A 12,818-nucleotide genomic window follows, 5' to 3' on the forward strand; every position below is an offset into this window, starting at 1 on the left:
ATGGATCGTTAATTCAGAGTGTGTGCATAGTAGATGAGGTTATAATCAATTCAAAATAGCTAAGAGGAGTCGGCTATGGTAAAAATTCGTGAAGGATTACCGCTGGTGGATGGACAGACCACGCAGGCCGATAGTGCAACACTTGCGGCGCAACTGGTGGCGAGCCAACGCTCTCACCAGTCAGCCAATAGCTATGCCCAAATTCCCCTCGACATCAAATACCAGTTGGCAACTCACAAGTTACATACTACTTTTGATCGCTCCGCTGCGCACACTTATCATTTACATGACCCTCACACTGAAGACGAGTATTTGGATGATACCAATCCGCTATCAAACGAAGAGCTGGAGGCGGTCGACTTAGACCAAGCCAATATCGACGTACCGACTTGGCTAGATAATGTGGCTAAACGTATTGGACAAGAGTCAGTACCCAACCTAAGTGCAGCTTGCGAATTTATTCGCAGTCATATGAATACCAGTGAATCTGAGCGTTCAGGTGCTTATGTGACCGGTATTGGTATGACCGATATTCTGACCTATCTTTATCAAGATGAAGATGCATTGGTCGCGGCCATGCTGTATCGCAGTGCCCGCAAATCAATCATCAGTCTCGCTGAAGTTGAAAAAAACTTTGGTCCAGATATTTTGACGCTTGTGAAAGACACCCTTGCAATGGGTAAGCTGTCGGAGATTATTGAGAGTAACAAGCGCTTAGAAGACCATTTCGTCAATAATCAACGTGATCAGCTATCAAATATTTATAGCATGCTCATCTCTGTTACTAACGATGTGCGCGTAGTCCTTATAAAACTGGCTGAACGTACTTTCGCCATGCGTGAGTTGACGTTTTCTAGGCCAGAGCGTCAAACTCGTGTCGCGCGTGAGGTCATGACTATTTATGCACCATTAGCCCATCGTTTAGGTATTGCACAGCTAAAATGGGAGCTCGAAGATTTAGCTTTCCGTTATCTTGCGCCTGACCGCTACAAAGAAATTGCTAAGCTGCTGTCAGAAAAACGTAGCGAACGTGAGTCCTATATTCAGCGCGTACAAGATAAATTAAATGAATCATTAGCAGATGCCAGTATTGAAGGCGAAGTATCTGGACGCGTCAAACATATCTACTCTATCTATCGAAAAATGAAGCTTAAAGGTTTATCGTTCGATCAGCTTTATGACATTCGCGCTTTACGTGTCTTGGTTAATAGCCCTTCTGACTGTTATCACGTTTTAGGCCTAGTACATGGCTTATGGCGTTATATTCCTGAGCAGTTTGATGACTATATTACCAACCCTAAGTCTAATGGTTATCGCTCGCTACATACTGCTGTAATCGCGGAAAACAAGTCACTTGAAGTTCAAATTCGTACTCATGAGATGCACTTTGAGGCCGAACTTGGCATGTGTGCGCACGTTAATTACAAAGAAGGGCTAAAGAATAAGAAAGACAACTATCTGAACCAAAGAATCAGCTCATTGCGCCAATTATTATCTATTAATAATGAGACACGCAATCAACCACGCTCAGCTGTGGTAGCGGGCGAAGAGATAGACGATATCGAGTTTGACGAAGAAGAGCAACTCGTTGATTTTGATGAGCTAGAACGTATTTATATCTTTAGTCGCGATGGTGATATTACCGAACTACCAAAAGGCGCGACCGTTCTCGATTTTGCCTACTATGTGCATACTCAAGTTGGCAACCGCGCGCAGGCGGCCCGCGTCAATCAACGCTATGTGCCACTGACGTATCAGTTAAAAACAGGTGAGCAAGTTGAGATTATCACTAAGGCGTCGCGTGAGCCCAATCGTGATTGGTTGGTAGCATCGCTAGGTTATATCCATACCAATCGGGCCCGTTCAAAACTGCGCCAATGGTTTAATAAGCAAGACCGTGATAAGAATATTGAAATAGGTCGCCAAATGCTCAGTAAAGAGCTTGAGCGCCTATCTGTTCATCCTAACAGTATTGATCTAAACGACTACATTCAGCATTTTCATGTCAATACGACCGACGATATTATTGTAGGGCTGGTGACAGGTGATATTGGCCTGAATCAATTGACTAGTCATATCTCTCGTCAGCTGCATCTAGAGCCTGAGATCCCACCAGAGAGCTTTGTACCGCATGTAGATAACCGAGATACAGGTAAGCTCGATGCGTATAAAATCCATATCGATGGTTTGGATAATATCGAAATCAATTTGGCAGGTTGTTGCCACCCTGTGCATGGCGAACCGATTGCTGGTTACATCACTCTATCGCGTGGCGTCAGCGTGCATAATCGAGGTTGCCCAGAGTACTTACGTCTGGTCGAGCGTGACCCTGAGCGTAAGATAGAAGCCGCTTGGCAAGTGCAGACGGGGCGTTATCAACCCGTTGATATTCATGTCGAAGCATATGACCGACGCGGTTTGCTACGTGATTTGACACAGATAATTGATAAAGAAAACGTCAATATTCGCCAAGTGCAAACGTTAAGCAATGACGACAATATTGCTTTTTTAAAGTTCCATATTGAAGTCTCAGGCTTAGCGCATTTGTCTAAGTTGCTCGCAAAATTAGAACAGCAACATGGTATTTTGCATGCACGCCGTGCAGTCGTTTAAATGAAACCTTAAGCCAGTCGTTGTTTATTCCACAATAGAGTTGTCAAAAAATACTATGCCTGAATTACCTGAAGTAGAAACCACTAAAGCCAGTCTTGCTCCATTGTTGGGGCAACAGGTCGTTGATGTTAAAGTATTTCAACCAAAGCTGCGATGGATGATGCCAGATAACTTAGACGAGCTGGTTAATTACACATTGGAGAGTGTCGAGCGCCGAGCAAAGTATTTGATTCTTAATTTTCTGCCAGTAGCTGCACAGAATAACGCTCCCATGTCAGCCAGCAAAGTTGAACCGCGTCAGCTTCTCATTCACTTAGGAATGTCAGGTAGCTTACAGCAGCACAGCTACGGTACTGATAAGCGTAAACATGATCATCTGGTCGTCGTTTTTAATGATACTGCTAATAAAAAATCTCAGCTACACTACTATGATCCAAGACGTTTTGGTTCAGTACTATGGCATGAAGATTACGGCAATAAACTACTAGATCATCTGGGTCCTGAGCCGCTTTCAAAAGATTTTACCGCAGACTATTTGTACAGTTTAATCCAGCGTATAGATTTATCTAGTCAAGATAGCAATGAGTCATCGTCAGATGATACTAAAACGAATAAGCGATTAAAACCCATCTCCCGAGCGATTAAATCTGTCATCATGGAACAAGAAGTCGTGGTCGGTGTTGGCAATATCTATGCGACTGAAAGTTTGTACTTGTCCGGCATCCACCCTGCTACACCAGCCAATCAAATTTCGCACGAACAAATTGTCATTTTAGTTAATCATATTAAAGAAATTTTAAAGAAAGCGATAAAACTGGGCGGTTCGACACTACGAGATTTCACAGTAGCAAGTGGTCAAACTGGTTACTTTCAGCAAACCTTAAATGTGTATGGTAGACAAGGAGAAAGCTGTCTGCATTGCAGCACGGCACTAGAAAACATTAAGCTTACTGGTAGAGCCAGTGTTTATTGTCCAAATTGCCAGCTGTTGAAATAGCTAATAACTGATATCTGTTTGCTTGAGGTATATTTAGATTAAATGAGGCTAATATCTAGACAGAGTATTTATTTTTGAAAGTATCAAATATTGCCAAAGCTATAGCTAGATTATTCTCATTTTTGTTGCTTATTAGTGCACATCTTGCTTTAATAGTGCTAGCGCTTACATAAATAGTGCGTATCATTTATTTTTCTGTAATATTTAGCCTAACTACTGTTGCCGCAAGATTCCTGTGTGAAGATAGCAGCAGCCATTAATCATACTACTATGAGTTTCAGGATATCGTTATGACTGTTAAAGCAAAAACTCAACGCACAGTTAAGCAGAGATTTTTTACTGTATTGGCAACTTTAGGATTGGTAGCTGCGACTATTCATCCTACTTTTGCAGCTATAGAAATTGATGAAACTGATTTCGGGCCTTCATACGAAACGATGGTAGTTGATACGATTGTTGGTAAACCATTGCAACTTGTGAATGCTGTAGCTGGTACGGCAGCTTATATCGTAAGCCTACCTTTCTCACTTATTGGTGGTAATGCAGATCAAGCACAGCAGAAGCTATTTGTTGAGCCATGGGATGCGATGGGACGTTGTTTAGGCTGCACAGTTGCAGAAGACAATTATTACAAATCTCAAGTCGTTGATAATAACGTGGTACGTATCGTTGTCGATCAACCGTCAGAAATTCTAATTAATACCAATGACTATGTAGTGGTCACTCCGTAACAATTTGCTTTTAGTAGGCACATCAAATAGTTCACAAGAATGACTGTGACTATTTCATAGCAAAAAGGCTAACAAGAAGTTAGCCTTTTTTATTGTCAACGAGTTGATAATTTATTTCGTAATACTAGTATTACTTAATTTTGCACTGATTTCGCGCAGCAACTTCACTTCCTCTGATGGCTCTTCTACTGCTTCTTCTATAACTTCCTCTACCTCTTCAGCACGGCGCATTTTATTGACACCTCTCACCATCATAAAGATGATGAAAGCTAAGATTAGAAAGTTAATCAGTACGGTAATAAAACTACCGTAAGCCAATACAGGTACACCTGCTTCTTTGAGCGCATCATAAGTCATAACAATACCATCAGGTGCATCGCCTAAAACTAAGAACATGTTCTCAAAATTAATCTCGCCGCCAAAAATAAAAGCGACAATCGGCATAATAATATCATCTACTAAAGATTTTGTGATGGTAGCAAAAGCCCCGCCGATGATGACACCGACTGCCAAATCCATCACATTGCCCTTGACAGCGAACTCTTTAAACTCTGAAACCATACTCATTGTTTTTTCCTCAAAATTTATCTACAAACCAATAGATATTTATATAATTAGTGTCACATCTAGCTTTCATGTTAATAATTGAATACATTAATGCCACTATTCATTCTGTCTGTATTTTTCCCAGATTACAACACAAAAAAAAGCAGTATAAAGTGAACCACTAATAGCTCACCTTATACTGCTCATTTTTTGAATCACTTAGTGCCAGTAAAACTACTGACACTAAGTGTTTGCGTCAAACATCAATACTATGAATCACTAAGTAATTCAATTATTGATATTAAGCACCTTTTTTACCACGGCCGTGACGTTTACGCTCACTTTCGGTTAAGTAGCGTTTACGAATACGTACCGCTTTTGGCGTTACTTCGACTAGCTCATCGTCTTGAATAAATTCAAGCGCTTGCTCAAGAGTGAATTTCACTGCTGGCGTCAACGTCAATGCTTCGTCAGTACCACTAGCACGTACGTTAGTTAACTGTTTAGCAGTCGTTGGGTTAACAGTCATATCATCGTTACGAGAGTTAAGACCAACAATCATACCTTCATAAACTTCAAGCTGTGGTTCAGCAAACAACTTACCACGTTTCTGTAGGTTAAACAGAGCAAAACCTAGGCAAGTACCATTTGCCATAGAAACTAATACGCCGTTAGAACGACCACCAACATCACCGATCTTCTGTGGACCGTAATGTGAGAAGCTCGAGGTCATGATACCACTACCTGAAGTCAGGGTTAGGAACTCAGAACGGAAACCGATTAAGCCACGCGCTGGTATGGTTGCCTCAATACGCATACGGCCTTTACCGTCCAGCTCCATGTTAGTCATCTCGCCTTTGCGTAGACCAACTTGCTCCATGATAGAACCTTGATGCTCTTCTTCGATATCGAAGACAACGTTTTCATACGGCTCTTGTAGCTTACCATCAACTTCTTTAACGATAACTTCTGGACCAGAAACACCTAGCTCAAAACCTTCACGGCGCATGTTTTCGATAAGTACTGATAAATGAAGCTCACCACGGCCTGATACTTTGAATTTATCAGGAGACTCAGTATCTTCTACACGCAATGCTACGTTATGAATCAATTCACGCTCAAGACGCTCACGAATGTTACGTGAAGTCACAAACTTACCTTCACGACCAGCAAATGGTGAATTATTTACTTGAAAGTTCATAGATACTGTAGGTTGATCTACCGTTAGTGCTGGTAGTGCTTCAACGTTGTTAGGATCACAAATAGTATCAGAGATGTTTAGTGCATCGATACCTGTGATACAAACGATATCACCTGCTTGTGCATCTTCAACGTCGATACGATCAAGACCATGGTAACCCATGATTTTTAGGATACGGCCGTTACGCGTTTTGCCATGCTTATCAATGACAGTCACTGGCGTGTTAAGTTTAACTTTACCACGCTGAATACGGCCAATACCAATTACACCAACGAAGCTATTGTAGTCAAGGCTTGAGATTTGCATACGGAACGGAGCGTCAGCATCAACCTGTGGAGGCTGAACAACATCAACGATAGTTTTGAACAATGGGGTCATGTCGTCAGCTAGATCATCTGCTTCTAGACCTGCGATACCGTTCAATGCTGATGCATAAACAACTGGGAAATCAAGCTGCTCATCGTTTGCACCTAGGTTGTCAAACAAATCAAAGATTTGATCCATTACCCAGTCAGGACGTGAGCCAGGACGATCGATTTTGTTAATAACAACGATTGGCTTTAGACCTTGTTCGAATGCTTTTTGCGTCACAAAACGAGTCTGAGGCATTGGGCCATCAACAGCGTCAACGACCAAAAGTACGCAGTCAACCATAGACATTACACGCTCAACTTCACCACCGAAATCGGCGTGACCTGGGGTGTCAACAATGTTGATACGGTATTCAGTTTCTGAAGTTTTATCTGTCCAGCGGATAGCTGTGTTTTTAGCCAAAATGGTAATACCACGTTCTTGCTCAATATCACCTGAGTCCATTGCACGCTCAGCAATGTTTGCACGGTCGCCAAAAGTACCAGACTGATGTAATAACTTATCAACCAAAGTTGTCTTACCGTGGTCAACGTGGGCAATAATTGCAATGTTACGCAGGTGTTTGATATCGTTCGCCATATAAAATGCTCGTTTCGTCTTAAAAAAATGCAGTAGCAGTAAGCGCTGCTGAATAAACTTTCATCATCAATCAGATAGATATTGAATCTAAGATGATGCAAAAAAGAATGCTATCAAATAAAAAAGTTCAATACAATCAAATATCTATACTGACGAATTCATCATACAGATTGCTATGCTAATGTACATACTGTTAATTTACAGAATGTTTGGGTGGCTAGTATAACATTATTGATTCATAAATTTATGTAATAACTCACTTTTCTCAATACATAAATAAAAAAAAGCCACCCATTGGGTGGCTTTTTTTGTAACTGTATATTTAACTATACGGTTATTTTGCTAATACTTACTGAACAACCATATCTTTAGTTTGTTCAACAGTCATTGTTTTGTCACCAGTGATGATGGCATAAACACGACGGTTCATAGCACGACCTTCTTCAGTGTCGTTTGAAGCGATTGGGTTGTTGTAACCATAGCCTACAGTTGATAGACGGTTTGGAGCGATACCGAATTCGTTAGTTAGCATAGATTTAACAGCAACGGCACGAGCTTCAGATAGACGTTGGTTATAACGTGCTGAAGGACCAGTCTTAGAAGCATGACCTTCTACACGAGCTGTAGAGTTAGGATACTCACGCATCTTCTCTGCGACTTTAGCGATTTCTGGCTTGTACTGGTTTTTGATAGCTGACTTGTCGTTATCAAAGAATACACGTAGTTCCATTTTCAGTTCGTCAGTAATGTCTACTGGTACTGGGCAACCGCGCTCATCAACTACAACGTTCATTGGAGTGCCTGGGCATGCATCGATGCTATCAGGTACGCCATCACCGTCAGAATCAAGATCAGCTTCAACAACAACTACTGGAGTGTTGTCAACTACTGGCTCTTGCATAGGTGGTACTGCTACTGTAGGTGCTAGATGGCCACCTAGTACTACTTCTAGACCGGCCAAAGCCATGCCTTCCCACCAGTTGTTGTCAAAGTTATGAATCGCACGAGCTTCACCACGTAGGCTTAGCGCGTCATTGATGCGATACATAGCACCTAGACCTAGATTACCGATAGTGTCTTTAGAGTTTGATACTTCAGTACCAGCAGCAACTACTTCACCGTTAGAGTTAGTATACTGTTCTTGGTTCTCTACTTTGATTTTAGACTGACCAGCACCTACTAGTACATATGGCTTAAGTGCGCTATCAGTGTAACCAGTGAATTCTTCAGTACCGATCAAGAAGTTACCAGAAATCATTTCTTGTTCGATATCAAAGCGGTTAACGCCTGCATCAGCTGAATCTTCAGAAGCTTCGCCGTTTGCGTCAGATACACCATATTCTACTTGGAACTGAGTAGAAGGAGTAAGTTCGATACCTAAAGCTGCACCAGTATATAGGCTGCTTTCTTTGGCTACGCCACCATTGCTGTTACCACGGCTACCATCACCGATAACGTCGCCATTAGCGTTTTCATACAAGTTTTTACCAGTAGTAAGAACTTCACGCTGTTTGTCAGAGGTATCACTGAATTCTTCAGTCATGTGATAACCAAGTAACAATGGGCTAATAGTAACACCAGCATTAGCTGCCATCGGTGCAGCCGCTACAGCAACAAGGGCTAGAGCTATTTTGTTCAATTTCATGGACTTCCTCCAAAGGATAATTTTAGTGATGCATTAAGCAAAACCGATTCTCAAGACGTACTAAGATAGACATCTCTTACGCATTTTAAGTTACAAAGCAAAACCAATTAAGGAGTAGCTTAGCGATTATTAATTCAGTTTACAACTTTTTTCGTTAACGAGCTACACATTATTACACGATAATGTTGTAACTAAAACACAATAAACAGTCTAAGTTACCCAGAACTAACACACCTTACGCTTCTTATCTTTTACACATCAGTTTGCGATAGATGAGTAGTCCATTGATAGCTATTTTCTTGAAGCATTTTATTACAATTAGAATTTTTTCTCTATTGCTAATATCGTTCTTTCACTAATTGAAACATTTTTTGACAGTCGCTATATATTACATATATATTGTAAAAAACCAATATTCTTCTGAAAACCAAGTAATTAGGTGTTGTATGTGTTTTATGTGTTTTATATACAGTGGAATAAGAGAAAGTTTAAAGAATTTGGACAATTGGTTTGCTTAAAAGATAGTCAACACAAGGATGTATGAGACGTTGTTTTCTACTTGAATGACAAATAGCTATAGGATGTAGCGCATTATGAACTTACTTAATAAGGTACTGGCCCATTATAAGAGAATAGTCATTTTTACCTTTTGTTTACCTATTTGCAGAAAAGGCGGGTATGGAATTGATAATTTCTTAGCTATTGCATCTAGGTTATTCAATAAACTATTGAAGTTAGCCTATTATAGGAAACCATCCCTTCAGAACAATAATATTCTCAGTGCTAAGCAATCAAACGGCTTTACTCTCGTTGAGCTAACTGTGACGACAATGGTATTGGGGATTATCGCAGCTATTGCAGCGCCAAGCATCTTAACGCACTTAGCACGAATGGAAGCCCAACGGGTCAAGCATCAACTAGAGAGCACCTTATCCTTAGCAAAGGCCGAAAGTTATATAAGTCGACAGGATGTCTTAGTTTGTTTATCGAATGATGCACAGCAATGTCATAGGAACAGTGATAAAACGCTTCTGCTATTCGTAGATAAAAATAACAATAAGCATTTTGATTCTCAAGTAGATACCTTATTAACTCAGCAATCCTTAAACCTGAGATATAGTACAGTGAAATTAAGAGTTGGCGGTAGGCGTCACTATACTAAATTTTGGGGTGATAGCGGCAGACCGCGAGGACACTTCGGCCATATAAAATACTGCCCTACCTCTTCTTATAACAAGTCAATGTACCAAATCTCTTTTAACCAATCCGGTATCGTCAAACATAAACTTAATGCAGACCATCCTACGAAATGTAATGGGTAATAGATGCTGTATATGTAAACCTATTTATACATAGCCTCTTTCATCATTGTCACAGCGCTTTCTAGTCCTACAAACACCGCATCTGCAATAAGTGCATGACCGATATTTAACTCATATATATTATCAATCTTTGCAATGGCATTCACATTGTCACGCGTTAAACCATGACCTGCGTTAATAAGCAATTTATCGTCTAGGCTCTGTGCTATAGCTACTGCATGTTCAATTCTTTGAAGTTCAGCCAACTGTGCGGCAGTATCATTTGCTAAGCCTGCTTCCGCATAAGCACCAGTATGCAACTCTATTGCGTCTGCACTACATTCTATTGCAGCAGCAATCTGCTTGTCATCAGGATCAATAAACAAGGAAACCTTAATATTAGAATCTTGTAGCTTATGAACATACTCTTTTAAAGACGTGACTTGACCTGCAACATCAAGACCACCTTCTGTCGTTAACTCTGCCCGCTTTTCAGGTACTAGACATACCCAAAAAGGTTTAACTTCGCAGGCAATTGCAAGCATTTCATCCGTTGCGGCCATCTCTAAGTTCATTCTTGTCGACAACTGCCCTGCCATTTCATAAACATCAGCATCTTGTATATGACGGCGATCTTCACGTAAATGTATAGTGATACCATCTGCTCCTGCCTTTTCGCACAGTAATGCAGCAGCCAAAGGACTCGGATAATTCACACCGCGCGCTTGACGCAATGTTGCCACGTGATCAATATTCACGCCTAACAAAGGTTTTTTTGAATTGTTTTCAGATGAGGTAGATACAGAGATACTCATAAAAAATCCTTTGGGCAATTAAGCCTAACCTATATAGTTGATACTACGAGAATATTTAAGACTTTATTGATAACGCTGCTGTTGCTGCCATAACAGACGGCTTTGTAGCGGCTGATAATCAAGTAAATGATCAATAAGATGTCGATTTAGCTTTGACCAATGGCTCAGCGTCTGTTCAGTAATACCTAAACGTGCCATTTCTATAATATCCGCACCCTTAAAAACAGTCTGTCCAGACTCACTAGCTAAATGCTCAGACTCTTCATTATGTACTAATACAGGGAGCAAACCTACATCTGGTAAAAAGCGGTAAGTACAATCAGACTCGATGGGGTCTTCAACGTTGTCATGCGTTAACGTTAAAGTGAATCCTAACTCGGTAAATAGATACTGCTCAAACTGACGTAGACAGAGACGAAGCTCGCTATTACTTAAGGGCTGCTTGAGTTGTTGTAGACTGATTTGATAATGCTGCCACAATACTGGCATTGGGTCTTCAGTAGGTAACAACCGCCACAGAATCTCGTTTATATATAGTGCGGCATACTGATGTTGACCGCTGATATTAGCGTAAGGTACGGCTTCTAAGACAGCAGATGTACTATCTTTTTGAACACTGTCTTTTTGAACACTGTCAGCTTGAGTTGTATCTTGCGAAGTAATATTAATTTGACTAAAGGTTTTTAGGTCGCGTTTACCAGTAGCAAAAAGCTGTAACGGCATAAATAGTGGCGCGCCTTTTTTCCCAACGCCATGTATTACACCATGTTGTTGAGAAAAAAGATAATACAAAGCGCGCTTTTCCTGATAAGGACGCTGATGCAATAAATACCCGACGAGCGCTTCATTACGCATTTTTTATTACCTAAATAGCTAAAAGGCAGACAGTGCTTTTGAAGCGTTCGTTTTTAACCGCTATCAATAGCCCAAACTGGTCAACGCACGCTCGTCATCAGACCAACCACGTTTCACTTTGACCCACAAAGTTAACATGATTTTTTTACCGAACAACTGCTCCATATCTTTACGAGCATCCATACCAACTTGTTTGATACGCTGACCTTTGTCACCGATAACAATGGCTTTTTGGCCACCACGTTCAACATAGATAGTCGCATCAATGAAAGTACAAGCTTTGCGTGGACGCCCTGTTTTTGGATCAGTATGTGCAGGTTCGTCTTTAAACTCATCAATCTGTACGGTTAAATCATATGGCACTTCATCACCCGCACTACGCATGATTTTTTCGCGAATGATTTCACTGGCTAAAAATCGCTCAGAGCGATCAGTGATTTGCTCTGTATCATAAATAGGCGCAGCGACTGGTAAATGTGAGGCAATCACTTCTTGCAAACGATCTAAGTTTTGATTTTTTAGTGCAGATACAGGAACGATATCAGCAAAATCGAAACTATCGTTGAAAGTTTCGATAAGCGGTAGCACGCTGCCTTTATCTTTTAGAGTATCTGACTTATTAATAACCAATACGACTGTTAGATTGGTCTCACCGAGCTTTTGCAAGGTCAGTAAATCATCGTCACGCCATTGATCTGAATCAACAACAAACAGTACTAAATCTACATCTACTAACGCTGATACCGCCGCTTTATTCATACGTTCGTTAATAGCACGTACTTCGTTACGGTGAATACCTGGTGTATCAACAAACACCGCTTGCATTTCATGGTTTGACAAAATGCCATGGATACGATGACGGGTAGTTTGCGGTTTGCGTGAAGTGATAGACAGCTTTTGACCTAATAAGTGATTCATCAAAGTTGACTTGCCCACATTTGGACGTCCAACAATGGCCACATAACCTGCTCTAAAATCATCAGCCATACGGGCATTGCCACTCGGTGCAAAAAATTCTTCAATAGCCATATCATTGTCTAATGCAATATCTTCTGCATCAATACCATGAGTCTCTTCAGTAACTTCGATATTGTTTTGGCTTGATTCAATATCTGTATTTTCACCCAAATTTTGGGTGCCGTCTTCATTGTTTGATGGCAAAT

The 12,818-nt window shown here is 40.8% G+C and carries 10 protein-coding genes; 4 read left to right on the forward strand and 6 right to left on the reverse strand.

Annotated elements, in window-relative coordinates; genetic code table 11:
* Window positions 1-75: 75 nt before the first annotated feature.
* The 3 genes from ACTXGF_RS25075 (at window position 76) to ACTXGF_RS25085 (ending at window position 4,341) form a co-directional block, all read left to right on the forward strand.
* Window positions 76-2,613 carry a RelA/SpoT family protein gene (locus ACTXGF_RS25075; protein WP_443533555.1) on the forward strand — a complete coding sequence of 846 codons (2,538 nt, stop codon included), beginning with the start codon at window positions 76-78 and terminating at the stop codon, window positions 2,611-2,613.
* 55 nt (window positions 2,614-2,668) lie between these two features.
* A complete protein-coding gene (mutM, locus tag ACTXGF_RS25080) occupies window positions 2,669-3,610 on the forward strand; it encodes a bifunctional DNA-formamidopyrimidine glycosylase/DNA-(apurinic or apyrimidinic site) lyase (RefSeq protein ID WP_443533554.1) in 942 nt (313 codons plus the stop codon).
* 290 nt (window positions 3,611-3,900) lie between these two features.
* Window positions 3,901-4,341 (forward strand): hypothetical protein, encoded by a 441-nt coding sequence (locus ACTXGF_RS25085; RefSeq protein ID WP_443533552.1) that lies wholly within the window; start codon window positions 3,901-3,903, stop codon window positions 4,339-4,341.
* A 111-nt stretch (window positions 4,342-4,452) separates the two neighbouring features.
* On the opposite strand, the gene mscL is transcribed toward ACTXGF_RS25085, so the two are convergent.
* The 3 genes from mscL to ACTXGF_RS25100 form a co-directional block, all read right to left on the reverse strand.
* Window positions 4,453-4,908: a large conductance mechanosensitive channel protein MscL gene (gene mscL, locus ACTXGF_RS25090; protein WP_296209695.1), complete on the reverse strand. Its 456-nt coding sequence runs from the start codon at window positions 4,906-4,908 to the stop codon at window positions 4,453-4,455.
* A gap of 280 nt (window positions 4,909-5,188) precedes the next feature.
* A complete protein-coding gene (gene typA, locus ACTXGF_RS25095) occupies window positions 5,189-7,039 on the reverse strand; it encodes a translational GTPase TypA (RefSeq protein WP_057758402.1) in 1,851 nt (616 codons plus the stop codon).
* A 349-nt stretch (window positions 7,040-7,388) separates the two neighbouring features.
* Window positions 7,389-8,684 carry an OmpA family protein gene (locus tag ACTXGF_RS25100; RefSeq protein ID WP_296209691.1) on the reverse strand — a complete coding sequence of 432 codons (1,296 nt, stop codon included), beginning with the start codon at window positions 8,682-8,684 and terminating at the stop codon, window positions 7,389-7,391.
* Between the two features lie 593 nt (window positions 8,685-9,277).
* Between ACTXGF_RS25100 and ACTXGF_RS25105 the strand changes: the two genes are divergently transcribed.
* Entirely contained in the window at window positions 9,278-10,006 is a 729-nt protein-coding gene (locus ACTXGF_RS25105) for a GspH/FimT family pseudopilin (RefSeq protein ID WP_443533549.1), read from the forward strand.
* A gap of 20 nt (window positions 10,007-10,026) precedes the next feature.
* Here the strand turns inward: ACTXGF_RS25105 and ACTXGF_RS25110 are convergent, their stop codons facing one another.
* The 3 genes from ACTXGF_RS25110 to era all read right to left on the reverse strand — a co-directional run bounded on the left by ACTXGF_RS25110 (window position 10,027) and on the right by era (window position 12,684).
* Window positions 10,027-10,800, reverse strand: a complete 774-nt coding sequence (locus tag ACTXGF_RS25110) for a pyridoxine 5'-phosphate synthase (RefSeq protein ID WP_443533547.1) — start codon at window positions 10,798-10,800, stop codon at window positions 10,027-10,029.
* A gap of 63 nt (window positions 10,801-10,863) precedes the next feature.
* The gene (gene recO, locus ACTXGF_RS25115) at window positions 10,864-11,655 is read right to left on the reverse strand and encodes a DNA repair protein RecO (RefSeq protein WP_443533545.1); all 792 of its coding nucleotides are present in this window, start codon (window positions 11,653-11,655) and stop codon (window positions 10,864-10,866) included.
* A gap of 63 nt (window positions 11,656-11,718) precedes the next feature.
* On the reverse strand, window positions 11,719-12,684 hold the full coding sequence (era, locus tag ACTXGF_RS25120; RefSeq protein ID WP_057762330.1) for a GTPase Era: 966 nt from the start codon (window positions 12,682-12,684) through the stop codon (window positions 11,719-11,721).
* Window positions 12,685-12,818 lie beyond the last annotated feature (134 nt).

It is taken from the genome of Psychrobacter sp. 1Y6, from assembly GCF_052258385.2.
In the GTDB taxonomy this organism is placed as follows: domain Bacteria; phylum Pseudomonadota; class Gammaproteobacteria; order Pseudomonadales; family Moraxellaceae; genus Psychrobacter.

Coding starts and splice junctions, on each gene's coding strand:
- ACTXGF_RS25075 (WP_443533555.1), top strand. CDS start 76: ATGGTAAAAATTCGTGAAGGATTACCGCTGGTGGATGGACAGACCACG.
- mutM (WP_443533554.1), top strand. CDS start 2,669: ATGCCTGAATTACCTGAAGTAGAAACCACTAAAGCCAGTCTTGCTCCA.
- ACTXGF_RS25085 (WP_443533552.1), top strand. CDS start 3,901: ATGACTGTTAAAGCAAAAACTCAACGCACAGTTAAGCAGAGATTTTTT.
- mscL (WP_296209695.1), bottom strand. CDS start 4,908: ATGAGTATGGTTTCAGAGTTTAAAGAGTTCGCTGTCAAGGGCAATGTG.
- typA (WP_057758402.1), bottom strand. CDS start 7,039: ATGGCGAACGATATCAAACACCTGCGTAACATTGCAATTATTGCCCAC.
- ACTXGF_RS25100 (WP_296209691.1), bottom strand. CDS start 8,684: ATGAAATTGAACAAAATAGCTCTAGCCCTTGTTGCTGTAGCGGCTGCA.
- ACTXGF_RS25105 (WP_443533549.1), top strand. CDS start 9,278: ATGAACTTACTTAATAAGGTACTGGCCCATTATAAGAGAATAGTCATT.
- ACTXGF_RS25110 (WP_443533547.1), bottom strand. CDS start 10,800: ATGAGTATCTCTGTATCTACCTCATCTGAAAACAATTCAAAAAAACCT.
- recO (WP_443533545.1), bottom strand. CDS start 11,655: ATGCGTAATGAAGCGCTCGTCGGGTATTTATTGCATCAGCGTCCTTAT.
- era (WP_057762330.1), bottom strand. CDS start 12,684: ATGGCTATTGAAGAATTTTTTGCACCGAGTGGCAATGCCCGTATGGCT.